Raw genomic sequence first — 23,458 nt, 5'->3', positions numbered from 1 at the left:
CCCCTCCCTCCTGGAATGCTAAAAATCGAAACGTAGGCAATGTTGCAGTATTCCTTAATTCCTTATACACTTTATTATTATATCATCATAAAACTTTTTGCGTATTAAGATTGTATTACAAGTGAGAGGAGTGCTGCAAATGCGAGCAGATTACAAAACGGTCAAATTGTCCGGCGAAAGTGAGATCGTCATACAAAAGTCTAGATTCCTCACGTACGTCAAACGTGTGGAGACCGAGGATGAAGCAATCGACTTCATTCAAGATATTAAAAAGATGCATCATACTGCCACACATAACTGTTCTGCCTATATTATCGGTGAGCATGATCAGATCCAGAAGGCGAATGACGACGGAGAACCATCCGGAACGGCAGGATTCCCTATGCTTGAGGTCCTAAAGAAGCAAGGGTTGAAGGATACGGCCGTTGTCGTCACTCGTTACTTCGGTGGGATCAAATTAGGAGGCGGCGGTCTCATCCGCGCATATGGCCGCGCAACTACCGAGGGGATTGCCGCGACAGGCGTCGTCGAGCGTAAGCTTCATAGACTTATGAAAGTATCTATAGATTACACATGGCTCGGCAAAGTGGAGAATGAAGCAAGGCAATCGCCTTATCCGCTCGAAGAGATCCTCTACGAAGAGGACGTCAGCTTGCTGCTTCACGTTCCAATTGTGGAAACGGATGCATTTATCAGTTGGATGACGGAATTGACGAACGGGCAAGCAGAAATTTCAGAAGTCTCGACATCTTTCCTTGAATTCGATTTGTAATAACAGTATACGACAAAGGAAATTAATAGTATAATAGTGAAAGTTGACGATTCATTGTGTATTCTGCGGATTCCATCTATGTGTGCGTCAACTTTCCGTTTTTTCATGGAACATTAAATCTGCTTGGGAAGAATCCTTAGCCGATGGTGGAGGCCTATACAAGCTATGAATAGAAGAGACTATAGAAAAATGAAAAAGAAGACGTCGAAAGCGAGGCTCGCTATTAAGGTCGGGCTATTAGTTTCGCTAACTGCCTTGCTATCGGTTGCAGCTTACGGTCTATCGCTGCGCAACCAAGCGGAACAGGCAGTTGATAGAGCGTTTGAAGCAGTTCCCGCCACACAGAAATCCGATATGAGGGGCGAGGCAAGAGTGGAACCTTCAAAGGACAATGTTTCCCTTCTATTAATTGGCGTGGATGATAGCGAGGCACGTATGCAAGGAGACGGCAATAGCCGTTCCGATGCCCTTCTCGTCGCCACCTTCAATCCCGAAGAGAAATCAGTTAAACTTTTGAGCATTCCGCGTGATTCCTATGTCTATATCCCGAAGGTCGGGTATAGGGACAAAATCACCCATGCCCATGCTTTTGGCGGCACACATGCGGCAATCGAGTCGGTTGAAGAAATGCTTGATATCCCGATTGATTATTATGTGAAGATGAACTTCAATGCTTTTATTGAAGTAGTGGATGCACTCGGTGGTATTACAGTCGACGTTCCGTATAACAGACTTGAAAAAGATGAAAATGACAAAAACACGATTCAGTTAGTTAAAGGGCGGCATGAGCTTGACGGCAGACATGCGCTCGCACTAGCGCGTACACGTAAGCTTGACAGTGATCTCGAGCGTGGAAAACGGCAGCAAATGATCTTGCAGGCGGTCATCAAAGAAATGGTATCTGTGAAATCCATATCAAAATATGGTGACGTCATCGAAGCGGTTGGAGACAATATGAAAACCGACATGACCTTCAAAGAAATGACTTCCTTCTGGGAGTATGCAAAAGGCGGTATGCCGCAAATCGACACAATCAATTTGCAAGGTTATGACGATTGGTCAACAGGCGCCTATTATTATAAGTTGAAAGACAGTGACTTAGAGAATGTGAGTCAGCTGCTAAAAGCTCATTTGGGCTTAATACCGGATTCTTCTTCGTTGACCGATAGCGGCAATTCAAATGTCATCGTGACAGCGGACGAAACTGCTGAAGGCAGCGATGATTATTAAGTTGAATAGTTGAATGAACTTCCATCCCGACTGAATTCCTCTCAGCCGGGATTTTTTTATTCGTGGAGAAAATTGGAGTATGAATCACGGTGAGCCAAAGGTCCCGAAATGACGATAACTCTTGGGAAATGATCGATAACTGTCCGGAAATGATCGATAACTCACGGCAATTGATTGATAACCTCCCGGAAATGATCGATTAACCGTGAGAAATGATCGATAACTTTCCAAGTGGATATTTTCGCTCCACTCCTCCCCTCCTAAACAAAAAAAGTGATATGCGAAATTTCGCATATCACCCTGTTTTAGTGCATTCATTTATTTTCCAATCATACGAACTAAATTCAATAAAGGCCGGTAATTTGTTCCCGCAAGGCCGATGATTTCGACGAACAGTTCAATCGCAATTAGCATGACGGCGATCAGGACGATGGCGCCCCATACAGTTGCTTGCGAGAAGAGCACTGCTGCTACACCGAAAAGGATAGCCAGTCCATAGATGATCATGACAGTCTGCCGGTGAGAAAACCCTGCCCTCAGCAAGCAGTGATGCAAGTGCGATTTGTCCGGAGCTGAAATTGGTTGCTTCATCCGAACCCGGCGGACGATTGCGAAGAATGTATCGGAAATCGGTACACCGAGCATAATGATCGGGATGATAAGTGAAACAACCGCGACATTTTTAAAGCCTAACAATGCCAATACGGAGATCATATAGCCTAGGAATAGCGCTCCGGTATCCCCCATGAAAATCTTCGCGGGGTGGAAATTGTAGAATAAAAAGCCAAGTGTGCTCGCAGCCAAAATGGCAGCGGTCGCCACAACGAACACGTCGCCCATGATCATGGCCATTACCGTAATGGAAATGAGGGCAATCGTGGAAACGCCTGCAGCAAGCCCATCCAATCCATCGATGAGATTGATAGCATTGGTAATGCCGATGATCCAAAGAATCGTGATTGGGATACTTAAATAGCCAAAGTCAAATGGCCCGAAAAACGGCAAGTTAATGAATTCGATTTGTAAACCGCCCCATGTGACAACGACGATCGCTGCAGCCAGCTGGCCGAACAGCTTCGCCTTGGCGGTGATTTCAAGCATATCATCGAGGAAGCCTGTAATAATGATGATGACGGCTCCTACAAGAATTCCGATCGCATGCTCATCTGAAGGAGTCAATAATAGGTAACCGATGACGAATGCACCGAAAATTGCTATTCCCCCAATACGCGGCATGACAGAAGCATGCACCTTCCGATAATTCGGATGATCGACCGCCCCGATACGGAACGCGAATTTTATGACGAGCGGAGTCAGTATGATGGAAGCTATGAATGCAGCAGCCATTGCAAGGAATAACATGTCCTTCCTCCCCGTAAATAACAATAATTTAGTTAACCACAAGTATTATAGCACGTCTGTCAACGGAAAGCATCCCAGTTAGTCAATCTAGGCACTCGATACTACCTTACCCTTTTGTAAGATAGAGTATCCTTATCTTACCGGGGGCAATTTCGTAACAAGGTAGTCATTTCGTATATAGTTTGATAAAATAGAACCTATATCCTTAATAGAAGGATAAGATAAAGGAGCGCCAATCATATGTTATCTATATTCAAACGTTCAAATCAAACAAGCGAAAGACAACTTCGTAAATATCGTAAAGTTGTCCAACACATAAATGACTTGGAATCAAAGTATGAAACATTGTCAGATGAAGAACTTGCACATATGACAGAAGTGTTCAAACTGCAGATCCAGGAAGGGGAAACTGTTCAGGCAATCCTTCCAGACGCATTCGCCATTGTCCGTGAAGCATCGAAACGGGTACTCGGCATGCGTCATTTTGACGTTCAGCTCATCGGCGGCATAGTTCTATCCGAGGGCAATATCGCGGAAATGCCAACGGGTGAAGGTAAGACGCTTGTCGCCTCCCTCCCCTCCTACTTGCGCGCGCTGGAAGGTAAGGGCGTGCACGTCATTACGGTCAATGATTATCTTGCTAAACGTGACTATGACCAGATCGGCCAGATCCACCGATTCCTCGGATTGACGGTCGGCTTGAACGCCCCGATGATGCAAGGACCTGCGAAGCAAAATGCTTATATGTCGGACATTACATATGGTGTCGGAACCGAGTTCGGTTTTGATTACCTTCGAGACAATATGGTCCAGCACACTTCCCAAAAAGTTCAGCGCCCGTATCATTTCGCCATCATTGATGAAGTCGACAGCGTATTGATCGACGAAGCAAAAACGCCTTTGATCGTCGCCGGCAAAATGAAGGCTGATCCTGATCTTCATTTCATAGCCGCAAGACTCGCGAAACGATTCAAAAAAGGCGTTGATTTTGATTTTGATGATGAAACAAAAGCGACTTCACTTACGGAAGCAGGAATCGAGAAAGTGGAGAAGGCGTTCGGCATCGACAATCTATACGAACTCGAGCACCAGACGCTCTATCATTATATGATTCAAGCCGTTCGCGCTTACGTCATTTTCAAACGCGATGTGGATTACATCGTCAAGGACGAAAAAGTTGAACTTGTCGATATGTTCACAGGCCGTATCATGGAAGGCCGAACGCTTTCAGACGGTCTTCACCAGGCGATCGAGGCGAAGGAAGGATTGCCGATCACTGATGAGAATAAAGCACAAGCGCAAATTACAATCCAGAACTATTTCCGGATGTATCCGAAGCTCAGCGGCATGACTGGAACTGCGAAGACACAGGAAAAGGAATTCCGTGAAGTCTATAATATGGAAGTCATCCAGATACCGACAAACCGCCCACGTATCCGCGTTGATTCACCGGATCGGGTCTATGAAACGATCGAACAGAAATACGAAGCGGTTGCCAAAGAAGTGGCGGAGCGCCATAAAAAAGGACAACCGGTGCTCGTCGGAACCACTTCCATTCTCCAATCTGAAAAGGTTGCGGAGTATTTGGATCGAGAGAATTTAAACTATCATCTATTAAATGCGAAAAGTGTCGAGCAGGAAGTGGACCTCATTTCCCAAGCGGGTCAATTCGGCCATATTACGGTCGCGACAAATATGGCAGGACGCGGAACGGATATCGTTCTCGGTGAAGGCGTCGAGGAGATTGGCGGATTGTATGTGCTAGGAACGGAAAAACATGAAAGCCGAAGAATCGACAACCAACTGCGCGGGCGTTCCGGACGTCAAGGAGACCACGGAGAAAGCCAATTCTTCATCTCGCTTGAAGATGATATGTTCAAACGTTTTGCGAAGGATGATCTTGAGAAATTCAGTAAAAAAATTGTCGTAAACGCGGACGGACTTGTCCAAAACGCCGACGTGAACGAGCTCACTGAGCGTACACAGCGCATCGTCGAAGGTGCCCACTTCTCCATGCGCGAATACAATCTGAAGCTGGATGATGTAATCAACGACCAGCGCGGTGTGCTCTATTCACTGCGGGATAAAGTGCTTGAGCGCGTAAATCTTTTTGATCAATTGAAAACGATGATGTCCGAGGCGGTGGAATTCGTCGTCTATGATAGCTGCCCGGAACACGAAACCACTGAGAACTACGATTTCGATCGAATTGAACGTACGATGGATGGACTATTATTGGAGCCGTTAACGTTGCCGCGCAACTTGGAAAAGCCTGCAGACATATTGAAGTTTTATGAAGAGCCGGTTGCTGCCTTGTTTGCGTATCTTGATACGTTCGCTGATAATGAACAGGTGAACGAGATCATCCCGCAAGTGATGTTGAGCCATATCGACACGATGTGGGTGAAACATCTGGATGTGATGGCACGACTTAAGGAAGGTATTGGATTACGGTCATATGGCCAAGAGGATCCGATGCGTATTTATCAACGTGAAGGCTTGCAATTATTCGGCACGCACTATCAGAAGCTTCGCCGGAATATTGCATCCGAAGTTATCGGCTTTATGAAGCTTATTTCACAACAACAGGAGGTCCAATAACCATGAAACTTTTCAATCTATTCAAAAAAACCGAAAAAACGGGTTCAGACAGCACAATTGATTCAGAAGAAATTCTGGAAGGCAGCGCACAATCAATAGATACGGATGAAGTGGAAACAACTCTTTCCTTTCACCCCCAATGGACACTTTCGCAAGAACAGGAATACGTATTCCGCTTCCTTGCAAATGAACTGGAGCCTTTGAAGCCGAACCAGATTTCCCTCTCAGGGATCGACATTGACGTCGAACCGGCAAATGGAGACTGGTTAGTCAAAGCGTTCTTCAGATCTTCTCTTGATCAGCAAATTTCGATTGGGCCCGTTGAATTATTACTATTGGATGACAAAGGTGAAGTGATAGCTTCCCAAGAGTTCGACTTGAATGAATTAGGCGAACTTCCGGCACGTAGTGCACGCCCATGGGTTTTTGTTTTCCAGAAAGAGAATACGTTTTTGGAGGAACCGCCAGCGGAAAAGTGGAAACTTGCTTTCAATGTCCAATCTATGGCACCTCATAAACTCGAACTTGAACAAGCATGGGAAGATGGACTTACAACTGAGCAGAAGGATGCACTAACAAAAGTCGTTGACCAATTGCCTAAATTGAACCCACGCGAAGTGAACTTTGCCGGTTTCCAGGTAAAGCAACAGGATGATGGCAGCATTGCTGTATCCCTGTTCATTCGTAACGGACACTCAAAACACATAAATGTAGAACAGCTGCCACTAGAATTATTGGATGCCACTGGCGATGTAGTTGCACACGGTTCGTTCAATCTAGGAAAACTAGAAGTAAAGGCTAACACGTCGAAACCTTGGACATTCATCTATCCAAAGGAAATGATCAAAAAAGACAATCCAGATTTCTCTAAGTGGGTTATCAGAGTACCTCAAAATTAAAGTTCTAAATCAAATGTTGAGGTGACGTGTTTGCACGTCACCCCAACAAACGAATTTACAAAAACGAAAAGGGCTGTTCCAGAAAATCGATACAACTGATTTTCTGGAACAGCCCTTTTCTATTAAGCATCGAAATTATCAACTATTTAGACGCAACTTCGGTAACGCCTGTGATTCGTTTAGCGCCAACGTATCGTTTGCCCCAATAGGCTGGGTCATTAAGCTTGTCGACTTTCACGCCTTTAGATGATGAGGCATGAGCAAACTTTCCGTCGCCGATATAAATGCCGACATGTGACACACCTTTACCAGTAGTATTAAAAAATACCAAATCGCCAACAGTCAAGTCGCTCTTTGCAACCTTCGTGCCTGTCGCATACATTCCTGAAGACGTACGTGATAGATTGATTCCGTGTTGTTTGAATACGAATTGAACAAATCCTGAGCAGTCAAAACCCGCTTTTGATGTTCCCCCGTATACATATTTTATCCCTTTAAGGCTAGTTGCAGTTTCGGAAATTTTAGCTGAATCAGATGAGGAAGCTTCTGCTTGACCAATGAACGGCGACATAAATAGTAAAAATGACAACGCAAAAACAGCAATAGGCTTTTGCAAGTATGTTAAGTTTCTCATATGTTCCCCCAGGTTTTTATATTTATCTGAAAAATCTTCTAAATTCACTTTACCATGAAGTATGCTCGTCCAACATTACAGTTCAGTAACAAACTCATTACAAAGTGTCGCAAAGTTACATAGTTAATTTGATTGTCCATATATCAATAAACACGCAAAAAGACCACGCCCTCACTTCTGAGGAACGTGGTCTTATAACTTACAGTCAAAATTTCAAGTCTGTAATAATTGTAACATCGTCATGCTCTAGGAGATACGTAATGGTCCAGTCAGGGTCAGTTTTACCTTCAAGCAATTTTGTGATGGCCGGACGCTTTTTCTCTCCGAATGCTAGTAGGACCAATTTTTTGGCACTCATGATGGAGGTAATTCCCATCGTCAATGCAGTGTTAGGGATCTTCTCATCGTTTTCGAAGTATTGACTGTTTACGCCAAGCGTTGAATCCGTCAATGTTGCGACATGGGTGACGGAGTCTGGAGGCGTGCCCGGTTCATTGAAAGCGATATGGCCGTTTTCGCCGACACCTAATAGTTGTATGTCGAGTTTTGCGTCTTGCAACGCTTGCTCATAGCGTTTGCACTCTTCTTCTAAGTCCTCTGCCATTCCATTCGGGATATTCGTATCTTTAAATGTCTTCTTATTGAATAGGTGATCGTTCATGAAATATGCATAACTGTTCGGGCTGGATGCCGGCAGGCCGACATATTCATCGAGATTGAAAGTTGTCACTTCCGAGAAGTCCAGCTCCGATTCCGTTAATTTTTTATAGACGGGGATCATCGTACTTCCTGTTGCCAATCCAAGCACATGAAGTCGATTATGCTCTAGCTCTTCTTTTAGCAGCTGATAAAAACGCTCTGCTCCTTTTTCAGGGCTTTCCACATGAATAAGTTTACATTTCTCCATCATTCTCAACCGACTTTCATTATAGATTTAGTTTTACTGTCTAATTGTAATTTCCAAAAACAGTATGGTCAAATAAAAGAAGTATTTACACAAATAGACTGACCACATTTCTATTCCCTCTTCATCTCATCTAAAACACATTTCCTTGCTGAAAAGTATATGTCTAAATCTTGAAGGCGATGTGAACAAAATGTGGACTCTTTCCCAAATTGAAGATTCATAGGGATTTCCCTAATTCTCTAATTCCCCTCCGCGACTATGATAAAAGTATGAGTTAGCTATTCAATCAATGCAGGAGGTGGAACGTATGGCTACAGGCAATTCAAAGAAGCGCCCAGTGCAAGAATCCGGAAATCCACAAACCGGAATCAATCTGAAAGGGACCTTCATCTCAGTCATGCTGTTAGGTGTCTTCATCCTAGTGACATGGTTCGGACTTTACGCACTTTTTTTATCAAGATAATGAGACTCGTTAGGAGGAAGAACAATGCATTTGCATAAATACGAAAAGATCTGGCTTACGTTCGGATTGGGATCACTCGCACTTTTCCTAGTGATCATCGGTTTCGCAGCATTCTGGAAAGGAACGCATCCGATGAGCCATATTGAAACGATCGATCCACAGAACGTTGAAGCACACGAATCTTTTAAACCTGAAAACCTTGGCCTGCGTGAAGTGGCCCAAGGGAAATACACTGTCAATATCGTTGCTTCTGCTTTCAACTATGATATCGGCACGGACGCTGACGGCAAGCCTGTCAAGAAGATCCGTGTACCAAAAGGTTCCACTGTTTTATTCCAGATCACTACTAAGGACGTCGTGCATGGCTTTCAAGTTGCAGGCACGAATGTCAATATGATGGTTGAGCCGGGGCATGTGAGCAGGCTAGAGACCGTGATGAAAAATGCTGGTGAATTCACTGTCGTCTGCAATGAATATTGCGGAATCGGGCACCATCAAATGTTTGCAACTGTGGAGGTGTATGAGTGATGTTGAAAAATACGCTGTTTTCGAAGAAAGAAGCTCGGCTATATATGGCGTTCATGCATGTGACATTCGCATCATTGCTAATCGGCGGCCTGATGGGTCTTTTGCAGACACTGTCCCGTTCAGGACAATTCAAACTGCCGTTCGGAATTAATTACTATACGATTTTAACGGTGCACGGCGTTATTCTGGGATTAGTATTGACTACATTCTTCATCGTCGGATTCCAGTTTGCCCTGATGGGGAAAACGGTCGGAATATCTGACAAACAACGTCAATGGGGATGGATTGCATTCTGGACGATGCTTATCGGTACAATCATCGCTGCGGCTACGATTCTGGTCGGTCAGGCGAACGTACTGTATACATTCTATGCTCCGTTGCGTGCGCATGCTGCATTCTACATCGGTTTGGCATTGGTTATCGTCGGCAGCTGGATTGCCGTGTTCGTCAATTTCCGTCAACTGTACGTCTGGAAGAAAGCGAATCCGGGACAGAAATCTCCATTGCTCGCGTTCATGGTCACGATCAATATGGCGATGTGGTTCATTGCGTCCCTTGGTGTTGCAACATCCGTCTTAATCCAATTCATCCCTTGGTCTTTAGGGTACGCAGCTACGATCAACGTATTGCTCAGCCGTACGCTGTTCTGGTATTTCGGCCATCCGCTCGTCTATTTCTGGCTCCTGCCGGCATATATGGCATGGTATGCAATCATTCCGAAAATCATCGGCGGCAAATTATTCAGCGACTCCCTTGCAAGGATGTCATTCATTCTATTGCTTATGTTTTCAATTCCGGTCGGCTTCCACCACCAATTGACGGAGCCGGGAATCGATCCGACATGGAAATTCATCCAAGTCGTACTGACGTTCATGGTTGTCATCCCGACGTTAATGACGGCGTTCTCCATCTTTGCGACATTCGAAACGACAGGCCGTCGAAAAGGCCATAAAGGGCTCTTCGGCTGGTTCAAGCACTTGCCTTGGAAAGACGTCCGTTTCCTTGCACCATTCATCGGTATGGTCGCTTTCATTCCTGGTGGCGCGGGCGGTATCGTCAACGCATCCCACCAGATGAATACACTCATCCATAATACGATCTGGGTGACAGGCCACTTCCATTTGACGGTTGCCACGACAGTCATCTTGACCTTCTTCGGTATCGCTTATTGGCTCGTGCCCCATTTGACGGGCAGACGATTGACCCCGAAGTTGAATAAGCTCGGCATCATTCAAACGATCATTTGGACCGTTGGAATGACGATCATGTCCACATCGATGCATATCCAAGGTCTTCTTGGCGGTCCGAGACGCTCCGACTTCTCGAATTATGCAGGCGGCGAGCAGGTAAGCACATGGATTAGTTATCAGGTGGCACAGGCAGTTGGAGGAACAATCCTGTTCATCGGGATTATCCTGATGATTTACATCTTCATTCAACTCGCGTTCTTCGCACCACGCGGCGTACAGGAGTTTCCGATTGCAGAAGAAGAGGTGGATGCCGATCCGACTCCGAAAATTTTGGAGAACTGGTATCTATGGATCGGGATTACAATCGCTCTCATCCTTTTCGCCTATACAATTCCGGTCATCGACATTATCAAACACTCCCCACCAGGGTCATTGCCATTTGACTGGCCGATAGGGAGATAGTAAACAAAAGTGGAGGGCGCCTGCCTAGCAGAGGTTCGCAGTCTAAGTGCGCCGCGTCCTGCGGCAACGACTGCATGACCGGCATCCTGCCGGCCTCAGGCATAAGGCGAAGATGCGGCGTGGCGCTTTTTGCCACAGAGCAGCTTTGACTTATGACCCGAGCTTCTGGCGCCCGGAGTCTAGACGAGGGTAATGAAGAAAGCCTTACACAACGGGAATCCCATTGTGTAAGGCTTTTTCTATTAGTACATGGAAGGAAGAAGCAGTTTACCTGCTCTTCCATGATTGCGGATCAGTGCATTGATTTCTTCAACTGGAACGGGTCTGCTGAAGTAATACCCTTGCAGCTCGGAGCATCCGAACTGTTTCAAAAGATCCCATTGCTGTTTCGTTTCGACGCCTTCACCGATTGTTTGCAAACCGAGCATTTCTGCAAGATGAATGATTGTCTGGACGATTCCGGAGCTTTTCGGGTCGTTTCCGAGTCCATTAATGAATTGGCGGTCAATCTTGATTTGCTGGATTGGGAAGTGCTGCAAATAAATAAATGCGGAATACCCTTTTCCAAAATCGTCGATCGAAACGGAATAACCCATTTCCCTTAAGAGATTGATCCGGTTGGCGACGGCTTCGGTATCTTCCAAAGCGACGTTCTCCGTTATTTCCAGCACAATGCTTTTCGGCTTGATGTTTGCCTCAGTGACGCATTTTTCGAGATAGAAAGGCAGGTTATGGTGCAGGAAATGTCTTGGCGATAAATTCACGGACACCGTTGCATTCCTCAATCCTTGCTCTATCCAATCCCGGATTTGGCCGGCCGCCTGCTTGATGACCCATTCCCCTATCGGTGTAATGAGTCCCGTTGACTCGGCAAGCTCTATGAACTCTCCCGGGAAAATGAGGCCACGCTCTGGATGTTGCCACCGAATCAAAGCTTCAAAACCGATCACTTCTCCCGTCCGGCAATTCACTTGCGGCTGGTAATGCAACTTGAATTCATTCAGATCCAGGCCCCTCCGCAAGTTCATTTCAGACAGCATTGTCTCTTTCAAGTACGTGTGCATTTCAGGGTCATAGAGGTTACCGCCTTTCCGGTTTGATGCCTCTTTTCCCGATTGCAACGCCATATAAGCCGCCTGAATTCCATACTTCACGTTCGTCGCATGCTCAGGATAGATGGAAGCCCCGTAGCTGAACGTCATATACACTTCCTGTCCACTTACATGCATCGGACGCTTTAATCGATTGACGACCCGTTCTATCCTAGCCATCTCGCATTCCAGTTCGCCATCAAATGGGATGAAAATGACAAAATGATCGAATGCCAGTCTTCCGGTCTGTGCGGGATGCGGAAACTGCGTTTTCAGCCGGTTCGCTGTAATCTGGAGCAGTTTTTCCGCTCCATCAGGTCCGAGCACACCTTGCACTTCCGTAAATTGATCCATCACAAGATATACGAAGGCGCCCCGCTGACCATTTTCAAATTCGCCAATCTGCTTTGTCACCTTTTCAGTAAATGAATATTGATTGTCGATTCCGGTCAACAAATCTGTGTAGGCAAGCCGATGGACATGTTCTTCCACTTCAATGCGTTCCAATCGATCGAAAACGAAGGAAAGCATATCCGCAATGGACGCTGCAAGGACTCTATCAAGATATGACCAATTTCTCGGACGCGTTGATTCACAGCAGACTACACCGCCAATCCCCTTGCTTAGGATGATCGAGGCATCGATGATCGATTTCACTTCCCCACCATCATAATAAGCATGTTGATACAATTCCCGGGTGGCGGGATCTGTTGAAACGTCTGCAATGGCCAAAATCCGTACTTGTTGGACCGCTTCAAAATAGGATGGCAGCTCTTCAGCATAGATCACTTCTCCTGCTGTATGGGAAGATCCATTTGTATGTAAAATGCTTTGTGCGGTCAGAGACGTTCGTTCTTCATTGAATAACCAAATGCTCACTCGATCGCACGCCATAATTCTTGATATGCGAATGCACAATTCTTCTATAATAGGGGCAATCGATTGACGCGAAAGGTCCGACCGTTTCGCCTGCGTAAATATGAATTCCTGTATTTTTTGAAGTTCTTCTAAAATTATATCTAGTTTTTCATGAGAACGGTTCATTGGACTTATTCAACCCCTTCCTGCTAACTACTTCTCCTACCCCTTTGTATCGGTAATATTATATATTTTTTGAGGCTAAAGCGTATTTTTTCATTATTCTATTAGAGCCTATGTTACAATGAATGAATAATCACTCATAACTAATAAAGAAGGTGTCTCCAGATGAAATTGGAAGAGATGACGATGGAACAGATTTGGACAGAAATTGATGCGCAGTTGAGCACCAATAAAGGGCCTATCGCAGGGATGAACGCATCGTATTCATTCGATTTGGCCGGTGAGGACGGCGGTATGTATGGATTGAAGTTTGCGGACGGCGAGGCGGAAACGTACCGTGGCGACCCAGGCGAAGTCGATTGTGCATTGAAGTTGAGTGTCACGGACTTCAAAAAAATGCTTGGTGGCAACTTGAACTCCACTGCTGCTTTCATGATGGGAAAACTTAAAGTGAAGGGCAATATCGGTTTAGCTTTAAAGCTAGAAAATTTATTGAAGCAGTACACCTTTTGATTATTATTATCCAACCCGCCGTTCGCCATGTGCAAACGGTGTTTTTTTATATAACTAGCCAATTCCAGAGGTTCGTGTTCTTTGAATTAGTATGGTTACGACAATTTCCTCACCGGCACAATGAAAAATCATGTCTAAAATTTTTATTGGGCATAAGATGAGAATAAGTAGTCTAAAGTAGTAATTCTTTTTCAATAAAGGCTTCCCTATTTCTTCATAATAGATTAGTATAGTCATGTGTCTTGACATCTATCTTGATTATAAAAAAGGAGAATACAAATGAAAAAGAAGCGTATGTGGTCATTGCAGTTTTCAACTGCTGCGTTTGTGCTGATCCCTGCGGCAGTCGGCATCAACTTCTTGGGGAAATTGTTTGCTGACGTGTTAAAGCTGCCCCTTTGGATCGATGCCATCGGAACTGTTTTAGCAAGTATGCTTGCAGGGCCTGTCGTCGGTGCAATTGTCGGCGTCATCAATAATATCGTCTACGGCTTCACGACGAGTCCAGTCTCCTTCGTCTATGCCATCACCCAGGCCGTCATCGGCTTAGTGGTCGGAATCATGGCGTATAAAGGATGGATTTCGAATGTCGGCAAAGCGGTTATCCTCGGGCTTGTCGTCGGATTCATCGCAGCAATTGTTTCGACTCCGCTTAATATTATGTTTTGGGAAGGGACGACCGGAAACGTTTGGGGGGATGCATTGTTTGCAACGATGCTCGCAAAAGATATGCCGTTATGGCTCGCTTCGTTTGCGGACAGCATCGTCGTCGATGTACCTGATAAAGTTGTCACTGTACTGCTCAGCTTCTTGATTTTCAAAGGGTTGCCGAAAAATGTGAAACTCATGTATGACAACCAAGGGGAAATAGAAAGGTTATAAGCATTGCCCGCAGGAGGGATTCGAATGAACAACATGACATTGTACGTAAATAGGGATTCGCCTGTCCATCGGGTGGATCCGTTGAATAAACTCCTATTCCTCTTCATTTCCATCACATCGACATATATAGTAGCGAATCATCTGGCTGTGTTCGGCATCCTCCTGTTCACATTCTTCATCCTCATGATCGGCAATGTGTTCAAATTCATTTTGCCGGTCATCGGGGTCAGCTTTCTGTTAATCGCATCGATCATCATCGTCCAAGGATTTTTTCATCCCGACCGGGTAACGGTTCTGTTCGAAATCGGGCCGATCGCCATTTACAAAGAGGGGTTTTTAATCGCGTTTCTAATAACGCTCCGGGTCGTCAATATGGTGGCCGCGTTCGGCGTACTCATTTTGACGACGAAGCCGGATGACCTAGTGGAAGAATTGCTGCAAAAAGGGTTGTCTCCGAAATTCGGTTATGTGCTGCTGTCGGTGCTGCAGATCATCCCGCAAATGGTCGCCTTGACAGGTAAAATCACGGATGCTCAGCGGGCTCGGGGGATGGAAACGGAAGGTGGAATTTGGAAGAGATTCAAATCATTCCTCCCCCTTCTCGGTCCCGTCGTCCTCAATTCGCTCACAGAAACACGGGAGCGATCCATCGCACTTGAAATCCGCGGATTCAACGCAAAGGGGAATCGGACGTTTTTGTATGAACGGGAAAACTACCGATATAGCATGCCTCTCAGAATTGCATTGATCGTCTTCTTTTTGGCTGTCATCGTTTGGAGGGTGATGTCATGAGTTTATTACGTGTTGTAAATTTGAAATATAAATATCCCGATAGCCCCCGTTTTGCGCTCGATGATATTTCATTCACGGTGGAAAAGGGAGAATTCGTCGGGATTGTCGGCATGAATACAGCCGGGAAGACGTCGTTATGTTATGCATTGAGCGGACTCATCCCCCACTTTTTCAAAGGTGCGTACGGCGGGGATGTGTACATTGGCGACATGGATGTGTTGTCGCATGAAATAAGTGAAATTACGGCAAGGGGCGGTCTCGTCTTTGAAAATCCTTTCTCGCAGATGACCGGTGCCAAGTTCACTGTCTATGATGAAATTGCGTTCGGGTTGGAGAATCAAGGCGTGTCGCGTGATGTCATGCATGAACGGATCCGCGAAAGCATGAAGTTGCTCGATATTGAAGGATTGCAAGGAAAGAATCCATTTTCATTATCCGGAGGTCAAATGCAACGGGTCGCCATTGCAAGCGTCATTGCCATGAAGCCAGATATCCTCATACTCGACGAACCGACTTCGCAGCTCGATCCCGAGGGCGCGGAGGAAGTGTTCCGCGTCGTTGAAAAATTGGCGGATGAGGGCATGACGATCATCATGGTGGAGCAGAAAATGGAGAAGCTTGCGGCGTATGCGGACAGGATCCTCTTACTGCATGACGGCAAATTAATCGTGGATGGGAAGCCGGAAGAGGTCTTTTCTAGGGACGATTTGATTGATTTCGGTGTGGAACCTCCTATCTACGTGAAAATCGCACGGACTCTCGACATTCGGAATGATGAGACCGGACTATATCCAATTTCTTTAGAGGAAATGCCGAGGGCGAGGGAGATTCGATTTCATCATATTGAATCAATCGAGGCGAACGGCACAACTACTTCCGAACTCATCGTCCGAAATCTGCATTTCAGCTATGAAAAAGGACAGGACGTCATCCTCGGGCTTAATGTCTCGTTGAGCGGCGAGCCTATCGCAATCATCGGGCAGAACGGTTCCGGGAAAACGACGTTTGTGAAATTGTTGAAGGCTCTATTGAAGCCGGACTCCGGTGAAGTTTTCCTGAATGGATCGCCACTATCCGAAACGACGGCAGCTAAACTGGCAAGCCGGATCGGGCTCATCTTCCAAAATCCGAATGACCAGATTTTCAAACATAAGGTGATCGATGAAGTGATGTTCGGTCCTCTGAACATCGGCCAATCTGGTGAGGAAGCGCTCGCTAATGCAAAAGAGATGCTTGCGCTCGTCGGACTTGCGGATAAGGCGGATGAGAATCCATATGATCTTAGTCTAGCTGAGCGGAAGATGGTTGCGATTGCCTCAATTCTCGCCATGGATACCGATATCGTCATTTTCGACGAACCAACTATGGGGCAGGATATCCGCGGGAAGTCGAAGGTGAAGGAGATCATCCATTCACTCCATGAAAAGGGCAAGCTCGTCATCTGTATTTTGCATGATATGGATTTCGTTGCGGATACATTCGGACGGACGATCATTTTCAGCAATGGCGGAATGCTGTTTGATGGCCCGACACGTCAAGCATTTGCAAAGGAGGAAGCTTTGCGGCTCGCGCGGGTCGAGCAACCGCATATTACAAAACTAGTACAGCGATTGGGATATGATCGTGTCGTATTGAAGGAAATCGAGCTGATCTAGAGGGGGTGTCCGGAAAATCAGTGAAAGCTGACTTTCTGCGGCACCTTTCTGATTTGAGCGCGGCACTCCCTTCTTTGGATGCTGGAACGCCGACTTTGGACGCGCGACCGCCTTTTTCACGCGCGAGGCCTTGCCAGCACTGTGTTTGTCGCTTATAATGAAGATAGGAAATATTTTTACAAATTCTGTGGAAGAAGTGTGACCGCCTTGTTCAAAGATCAGCGTTTTATTGATTATAATGCGTCAGGGTTTCGGAAGGATATGCTTTCGGGGATCACTGTCGGTATCGTAGCCATTCCACTTGGGATGGCTTTTGCAATTGCCTCAGGTGTGAAACCAGAGTATGGATTATACACAACGATCATTGCAGGTTTTTTAGTAGCCCTACTCGGTGGATCGCGGTTTCAAATTGCCGGTCCTACAGGTGCTTTTATCCCTATCCTTCTCGCAATTGTCCTTCAATACGGCTATGAAGATCTCTTAATAGCAGGGTTTCTGGCCGGTATTTTCCTCGTGATCATGAGCTTTGCAGGCATTAGCAATCTTATTCATTTCGTCCCTCGTTCCGTAACAATCGGGTTCACCTCGGGGATTGCCATTATCATTTTCACGGGGCAGTTCGGGAACTTCCTTGGCCTGTCGGGACTTGAGAGCAAGGAGTTCTTTCATGAAAATATGATTGATGTCGCCAAGCATCTTCATACTGTGAATATCTTCAGTGTGCTAACCGCAATAATTGGGCTGGCCTTGATCTTCATCTTGCCGAAAGTTGCCCCTCGTGTTCCGTTGCTGCTCTTCGCTCTTTTGATTCCAACTGTATTATCTGTCTTGTTCTACCCGGGAAAAGTAGAAACGATCGGCACAGCGTTCGGAGGAATTCCGCAATCATTGCCCGGCTTTCAATTTCCTGAAATCACATTATCCAAGCTCGTCAGTCTTTGGCAGCCTGCATTAATCATTGCTGCACTGGGCGCGATTGAATCGCTGTTGTCTGCAGTCGTTGCGGATGGAATGAAAGAAGGTCCGAAGCATGATTCAAAGCGGGAATTGTTCGGGCAAGGAATCGCGAATATCATTTCGCCGTTATTCGGGGGCATCCCAGCAACAGGCGCGATTGCGAGAACTGCGACCAATATCCGGTCAGGCGCTGTCAGCCCGGTTTCCGGCATGGTGCAAAGCATTTTCGTCTTATTGTTCATTTTGGTATTCGCCCCGTTCGCCTCATATATTCCTTTAGCGGCGATGGCGCCCATTCTAATGTTTGTTGCTTGGAATATGAGTGCGAGAAAGGCATTTGCTCATATTTTGTCCGTCAGGTCAGGCGATTCAATCGTGCTGCTGACGACATTCCTGCTTACCATCTTTATCAATTTGACAGTTGCCGTCCAAGTCGGCATCATGTTGGCTGCACTTTCCTTCTTGCGTAAGATGAGCGGCAAGCTGTATATCGTGGCGGAAAAACTTTCGGAAGTAGAGATTCACAAGTTCGGAGAGGAAGTCTCCAAATTCATCATTGAAGGACCGTTGTTTTTCGGTACGGCAAAGGTGTTCGAAGACAAGATGCCCGATATCCTTTCAAGTGGAACAGCTAAGATCATTTTGGATTTGGAGCATCTATCGATGATTGACGCGACTGGTGAGGCTGCGCTATCCGCGTTGTTGGACGGTTCCAGCAAACAGAATGTAAGAATTATTGTGAAGAAATTGCCCAAGCAAAAACTTTCCATGTTCAAGAAAAGCGGACTATATGATCGGATTGGGGAAGAGAATTTCTTTATGTGATTTTTATTATCCGTTCACTATTATAAAACACTCCATCTACAGGGACTGTCCCGTAGATGGAGTGTTTTTCATCTAAAAAATGAAGCTTTCGCCAATATCGCCGCAAGCACTTTAGCACCTATACCGAGAGCATCCCGGTTGAATGTCATGTACGGATGGTGAAGGCCAGGTCCTAAATCTGCACCAACGCCAATCATAGCGGCTTTCAGTTTAGGGTTGTAGATCGTATAGAAATGGAAGTCATCGCTTCCGGATGTGATGATTGCTGGCGCAAATGCCTCTTCACCGACTGATTCGAAGATCGCTTCTTTTGCAATCGAAGCGGCTTCTTCCGAAACTTCCGCTGCAGGCGTATAATCAGACCAGTTCAATTCGATGTCTACGCCGTGAAGCTCGGCAATTGAATGGATTCCCGCATCGATTCTTTCCTTCAGTTCATTCAGCACCGAATTCGACTGTGCCCGTGCATCGATTGCAAACAGGGCATTTCCAGGGATAATGTTCAGACTATCGCCACCCGCCTGGACTTTCGTCAGTTTCGCGGAATACGCTTCATATGGAGAAAAGTAAATCGTTTTCAGGAATTGGGCAATCGCGAAAATCGGGTCGAGTGCATTTTTCCCTTGCTGCGGTCTCGCGCCATGTGCATCAGCCCCTTTCACTTTCCCTTCGAGGAAAATCGCCGCGCCGTGATGAATGGCAGGAGATACCTTGCCAAATGGGATCTCTTCCTGTGGTCTTAGATGGACACCGAATAAATGGGAAACACCATCGATGGCTCCCCTTTCAATCATTGATTTCGCGCCATTCCCTTTTTCCTCCGCTGGCTGGAAAATGAACCGGATGCGGCTTCCGAGCGTTTGTTCCTGCAAGTAGGAAAGCGCCCCGAGCACTATCGACATATTGGCGTCGTGCCCGCATGAATGGTTCGCGCGATAAACGCCGTCCACCTCTTGCCAAAGCGCGTCAATGTCGGCACGGACTGCGATGATCCGATCCCCTTCCCCGATTTCTGCCACAACACCGGTCACATCATCGAATGTATGATGCGGTACGTTCATTTCCGTGAGGATTTCTGCTATCTTTTTCGTCGTTTCGACTTCTTTCCAGCTGATTTCAGGGTGAGCATGAAAATGACCGAACCATTCCCCTATTTGTTTTTCAATCGACATCACAATCTCTCCTCTTCATTCCGAATCCTGAATCGATTTACGAAGAAATGCATTACATTTTCACTTCTTTTGATACCGCCTCATAGATTGCCAGTAATCTCTCAGTAATGACATCATATGTATGTTCGCGGACTCTTCCTTCTGCGATTTGTCTTCTTGTTTCCGAAGGTTGTTCCAAAGCTTGCTTCAATCCGTTCGCAAGGGATGTCGGATTGTGCGGCTCTACGAGAATTCCTGCTTCATTGCCCAAAAGGAATGAAAGCCCCCCGACGTCAGTACCGACTACTGTAGTTCCCACAGCCATCGCTTCAAGAGCAACTAGTCCAAACCCTTCATGATGTGATGGCAAAACAAAGACATCTGCGGCTGCTATCCATTTCGCCACTTCTATTTGCGGCAGCGGTTCCTGATGGGAAGTACTAATTTTCATTTCCGACAAATGCTCTTCTAATTTGTGCATAAAACCTTCATCTTTACTTGACCCAATCATATGAAGCATGGCGTCCGGATAGTTTTCTTCTACCTCCTTAAATGCTTCGATAAGATCGAGAATCCCTTTTGCTTCTATCATATTTCCAACAAACAACACAATCTTCTCATGTAGAGGAAGGCCTAATTCATTACGGGCATCCACTTTTGGAATCGGTTTGAATACTTCCGTATTGACCCCCATGCTCATTACATGGACATGCTTCTCCTTAACACCAAAATGTTCAACGACATCCAATTTCAATCGTTGCCCTACAACAATGACGGCATCGGCATTCTGTAAAGTGATTCTAGTCATCGACTCAATCATCTTATTTTTAGCAGCCATTTTGTCGATATCTCCGCCATGGACTGTGATGACATAAGGCAATCCAAACATTCTTTTTCCAATTAACGATAGCAACCCCGTCGGAAATGTGTAATGCGAATGAGTTAAAGAAATTTCAGACTTCTTCGTAAGCATATGGGTCATTGATTTTACGAACCAGGTAAAATACTTTTTTAAAGCAGCTTTTCCTTTTGAAGGATCTTCGATTGCAACGACATTCACTTTCAGACCTTTTGAACGGAGGTGTTCTACTTGGTTCTTTACAAAAATACCGAATGTCGGGTGTTTTTGTGAAGGGTACATATTGCTGAATACTGTAATTTGACGCATCAGAGTTCATCCTATCTATTCAAATTCCATAGTCATTTCAATTGATTATTCATTGAGCGATTATACCATATGCAAAAAACCTTGAACAATCTACGCAATATCCCTCGGTTCTCGCACTCTACAAGAGCCTATTCCTGTTGTAACCATATCGTAATATGAATGTAACAAAATTTGATGTTTATCCATGTTAGGATTGATTCACAGATAAAGCACAGCTTCTATTATGTGCGAAAGGGGAATTTGGGAAAAAATATGAAAAGAATCATCTTCTTAGTTTTTGCATGCCTATTGATCTCAACGTCCACTCATGACACGGCTTCAGCAAGCACATCGACTTCCCTAGTCAGTACGGCTAAAGCGTACATGGGAACACCATATAAATACGCGGGAACTACTACTTCAGGTTTTGACTGCTCTGGTTATACACAATTCGTCTTCAAAAGAGAAGGAGTTTCAATTCCTAGAACTACTACCCAACAATACTCTACTGGAAAGTCCGTTGCAAAAAGCAATTTGCTGTCGGGTGATCTCGTATTTTTCAATACTAGCGGAAACGGCGTTTCACATGTGGGAATCTATATCGGATCAAGTAATTTCATTCATGCCTCAACAAGTAGAGGTGTCATGATTTCATCAATCAATGATCCGGCTTATTGGGGTAAACGATACATAGGAGCTCGGCGTGTATCAGACTTCTCTGCAGAAACAACAATTGCTTCAACTCCTCAAGTCAATTATGCAACGAGAGGCGAAGTCGCAGAAATCCTGGCTCAGGAATTAAACCTTTCAAGTAAGGCAAGCAATCAGGAGTTCACCGATATCTCGACGTCTCATCCCCAGCATGAAGCTATTGCTGCAGTCGGAGAGGCAGGGATTTTCACTGGAAATACAGCAGGAGAATTCATGCCGAATAATTATTTGACGAGAAGTGAGCTGGCAAAAGTCTTGGTTGGCGCATTCGATCTCCCGTTAACTCCTGGGACAACCCCTTTCACGGATGTATCAACATCCAACTGGGCGAATGACTATATTAATACGCTTTACACAAACAAATTGACAACGGGCTATGCCGATGGAACATTCGGAACAACAAACAGGGTCACTTCAAGTGAACTTCTACTATTCATTGAAAGACTTTCAAAAAAATAATACACAAATGCCCTCTGCACATATCCGGTGTGGAGGGCATTTTTTCATTCAGGCAAGCCGACTTGTTCGGCAACCCACTTTTCATCAAAACCTGTCCTGCCAACTGCGTCTCGTAATGGCACGACAATAAATTTTTCATTCTCGTCACGGATGACAGCCGTAGGATGAAATGTAGATTTTTCCACTTTCATAAAACGTCTTCCCGCCAATTCAATGATTGAAAGATGTACTTTTGCAATACCGCCAACATTCGTAGAATCAAATGCTTGTGCGGAATAGAAGTTTCCGAGCGAATAGAAAACTTCCGTTTGGCCGATTTTTGCATAGCGCTGCAAGACATGGGGATGGTGGCCGAAGACGATGTCAACACCTTGTGACGCAAGCCACTCGGCGAGCTCCACCTGCTTTTCGGAAGGCTGCAACATATACTCATCGCCCCAATGGATGGAAACGACAGTTAAATCCGCTTCGGCTTTCAATTCCCGAATTTCCACTTCCATTCGGTCTTTAGCAATCAATGAAACCAAGTAGCCCTTCCCTTTTGGAATTGCCGCTCCGTTCAGACCGTATGTATAAGCTAAAACGCCGATACGCACGCCTTTCACGTCAATTATACGCTTCGTCCCACGATCTTCCGCAGACTCATATGCACCGATATAAGGCATTCCATATTCGTTCATATGCCCAATAGCCTTCAGTAAACCGCTTTCCTGTTGATCGAGCGTATGGTTATTTGCAATGGACAGTAGATCGACTCCATTCGCTTTCAAATCCCTAATAATCTGCTTCGGGCTGTTGAACTGGGGATAGCCGGACAATCCTAGCTCCACTCCTCCGGGCAATGATTCTTGGTTTGCAAGGAGAAAGTCGGTGCCGGTCATCTCCGCTTTCACGGCACTGAATGAGAGGTCGTAGTTATCGTATGTATATAGCGGGTAATGCAACAGGATATCCCCGATCATTCCAATTGTAATATCGGATGATTTTCCATCCAGGATTAATTCTGCCGGATTGCTTTGAAGCATGGAAAATTCATCAGGACGGACAACTCTTTCTTTATCGCTTATACATCCGTTTAATAAAAAACTACATGCTATCGTCAATACAGCAAAATATTTCAAGCAACTATCCCCAGTCGTAAAGTAGTAGTATCTTTCCACTATACTTCAAGGTTCTAATATATGGA

Annotated in this window: 20 protein-coding genes; 13 read left to right on the top strand and 7 right to left on the bottom strand. The window is 45.5% G+C overall.

Annotated elements, in window-relative coordinates; translation table 11 throughout:
• Positions 1-139 precede the first annotated feature (139 nt).
• On the top strand, positions 140-772 hold the full coding sequence (locus tag M3152_RS03675) for a YigZ family protein (protein ID WP_251693843.1): 633 nt from the start codon (positions 140-142) through the stop codon (positions 770-772).
• Positions 773-937: 165 nt separating this feature from the next.
• Positions 938-2,002: an LCP family protein gene (locus M3152_RS03670; RefSeq protein ID WP_251693842.1), complete on the top strand. Its 1,065-nt coding sequence runs from the start codon at positions 938-940 to the stop codon at positions 2,000-2,002.
• Positions 2,003-2,320: 318 nt separating this feature from the next.
• On the opposite strand, the gene M3152_RS03665 is transcribed toward M3152_RS03670, so the two are convergent.
• Positions 2,321-3,364 carry a glycosyltransferase family 4 protein gene (locus M3152_RS03665; protein ID WP_251693841.1) on the bottom strand — a complete coding sequence of 348 codons (1,044 nt, stop codon included), beginning with the start codon at positions 3,362-3,364 and terminating at the stop codon, positions 2,321-2,323.
• A 240-nt stretch (positions 3,365-3,604) separates the two neighbouring features.
• Between M3152_RS03665 and secA2 the strand changes: the two genes are divergently transcribed.
• Positions 3,605-5,965, top strand: a complete 2,361-nt coding sequence (gene secA2 / locus M3152_RS03660) for an accessory Sec system translocase SecA2 (RefSeq protein WP_251693840.1) — start codon at positions 3,605-3,607, stop codon at positions 5,963-5,965.
• 2 nt (positions 5,966-5,967) lie between these two features.
• The gene (locus M3152_RS03655; protein WP_251693839.1) at positions 5,968-6,864 is read left to right on the top strand and encodes an accessory Sec system S-layer assembly protein; all 897 of its coding nucleotides are present in this window, start codon (positions 5,968-5,970) and stop codon (positions 6,862-6,864) included.
• 142 nt (positions 6,865-7,006) lie between these two features.
• Here M3152_RS03655 and M3152_RS03650 read toward each other — a convergent pair whose 3' ends face one another.
• Positions 7,007-7,498, bottom strand: coding sequence for a C40 family peptidase (locus tag M3152_RS03650; protein ID WP_251693838.1), 492 nt, complete (start codon positions 7,496-7,498; stop codon positions 7,007-7,009).
• 205 nt (positions 7,499-7,703) lie between these two features.
• Complete coding sequence (locus M3152_RS03645; protein WP_251693837.1) at positions 7,704-8,405, bottom strand: glucosamine-6-phosphate deaminase; 702 nt, start codon at positions 8,403-8,405, stop codon at positions 7,704-7,706.
• Between the two features lie 307 nt (positions 8,406-8,712).
• Between M3152_RS03645 and M3152_RS03640 the strand changes: the two genes are divergently transcribed.
• The 3 genes from M3152_RS03640 to M3152_RS03630 are packed head-to-tail and all read left to right on the top strand — an operon-like array spanning position 8,713 to position 11,048.
• Positions 8,713-8,868, top strand: coding sequence for a cytochrome c oxidase subunit 2A (locus M3152_RS03640; protein WP_251693836.1), 156 nt, complete (start codon positions 8,713-8,715; stop codon positions 8,866-8,868).
• Between the two features lie 24 nt (positions 8,869-8,892).
• The gene (locus M3152_RS03635; RefSeq protein WP_251693835.1) at positions 8,893-9,396 is read left to right on the top strand and encodes a cytochrome c oxidase subunit II; all 504 of its coding nucleotides are present in this window, start codon (positions 8,893-8,895) and stop codon (positions 9,394-9,396) included.
• Entirely contained in the window at positions 9,396-11,048 is a 1,653-nt protein-coding gene (locus tag M3152_RS03630; protein ID WP_251693834.1) for a b(o/a)3-type cytochrome-c oxidase subunit 1, read from the top strand. The genes M3152_RS03635 and M3152_RS03630 overlap by 1 nt, the downstream gene beginning before the upstream one ends.
• Before the next feature lie 242 nt (positions 11,049-11,290).
• Here the strand turns inward: M3152_RS03630 and M3152_RS03625 are convergent, their stop codons facing one another.
• On the bottom strand, positions 11,291-13,183 hold the full coding sequence (locus tag M3152_RS03625; RefSeq protein ID WP_285846906.1) for a putative bifunctional diguanylate cyclase/phosphodiesterase: 1,893 nt from the start codon (positions 13,181-13,183) through the stop codon (positions 11,291-11,293).
• Positions 13,184-13,345: 162 nt separating this feature from the next.
• Between M3152_RS03625 and M3152_RS03620 the strand changes: the two genes are divergently transcribed.
• The 5 genes from M3152_RS03620 to M3152_RS03600 all read left to right on the top strand — a co-directional run bounded on the left by M3152_RS03620 (position 13,346) and on the right by M3152_RS03600 (position 18,804).
• Positions 13,346-13,693, top strand: a complete 348-nt coding sequence (locus M3152_RS03620; protein ID WP_251693832.1) for an SCP2 sterol-binding domain-containing protein — start codon at positions 13,346-13,348, stop codon at positions 13,691-13,693.
• Between the two features lie 279 nt (positions 13,694-13,972).
• The gene (locus M3152_RS03615; protein WP_251693831.1) at positions 13,973-14,575 is read left to right on the top strand and encodes an ECF transporter S component; all 603 of its coding nucleotides are present in this window, start codon (positions 13,973-13,975) and stop codon (positions 14,573-14,575) included.
• 24 nt (positions 14,576-14,599) lie between these two features.
• On the top strand, positions 14,600-15,367 hold the full coding sequence (locus M3152_RS03610; RefSeq protein WP_251693830.1) for an energy-coupling factor transporter transmembrane component T family protein: 768 nt from the start codon (positions 14,600-14,602) through the stop codon (positions 15,365-15,367).
• A complete protein-coding gene (locus M3152_RS03605; protein ID WP_251693829.1) occupies positions 15,364-17,022 on the top strand; it encodes an ABC transporter ATP-binding protein in 1,659 nt (552 codons plus the stop codon). The genes M3152_RS03610 and M3152_RS03605 overlap by 4 nt, the downstream gene beginning before the upstream one ends.
• 207 nt (positions 17,023-17,229) lie before the next feature.
• A complete protein-coding gene (locus tag M3152_RS03600) occupies positions 17,230-18,804 on the top strand; it encodes a SulP family inorganic anion transporter (protein WP_285846903.1) in 1,575 nt (524 codons plus the stop codon).
• Positions 18,805-18,872: 68 nt separating this feature from the next.
• Here the strand turns inward: M3152_RS03600 and M3152_RS03595 are convergent, their stop codons facing one another.
• Positions 18,873-19,976 carry an amidohydrolase gene (locus M3152_RS03595; RefSeq protein WP_251693827.1) on the bottom strand — a complete coding sequence of 368 codons (1,104 nt, stop codon included), beginning with the start codon at positions 19,974-19,976 and terminating at the stop codon, positions 18,873-18,875.
• A 52-nt stretch (positions 19,977-20,028) separates the two neighbouring features.
• On the bottom strand, positions 20,029-21,123 hold the full coding sequence (locus tag M3152_RS03590) for a glycosyltransferase (RefSeq protein ID WP_251693826.1): 1,095 nt from the start codon (positions 21,121-21,123) through the stop codon (positions 20,029-20,031).
• Between the two features lie 252 nt (positions 21,124-21,375).
• Between M3152_RS03590 and M3152_RS03585 the strand changes: the two genes are divergently transcribed.
• On the top strand, positions 21,376-22,272 hold the full coding sequence (locus tag M3152_RS03585; protein ID WP_251693825.1) for a C40 family peptidase: 897 nt from the start codon (positions 21,376-21,378) through the stop codon (positions 22,270-22,272).
• Positions 22,273-22,316: 44 nt separating this feature from the next.
• On the opposite strand, the gene M3152_RS03580 is transcribed toward M3152_RS03585, so the two are convergent.
• Positions 22,317-23,393, bottom strand: coding sequence for a CapA family protein (locus tag M3152_RS03580; RefSeq protein WP_251693824.1), 1,077 nt, complete (start codon positions 23,391-23,393; stop codon positions 22,317-22,319).
• Positions 23,394-23,458 lie beyond the last annotated feature (65 nt).

It is taken from the genome of Sporosarcina luteola, assembly GCF_023715245.1.
Taxonomy (GTDB): Bacteria; Bacillota; Bacilli; order Bacillales_A; family Planococcaceae; genus Sporosarcina; species Sporosarcina luteola_C.
Note: the sequence above shows the minus strand (reverse complement) of the source record. Positions and strands in the feature narration are given on the sequence as shown.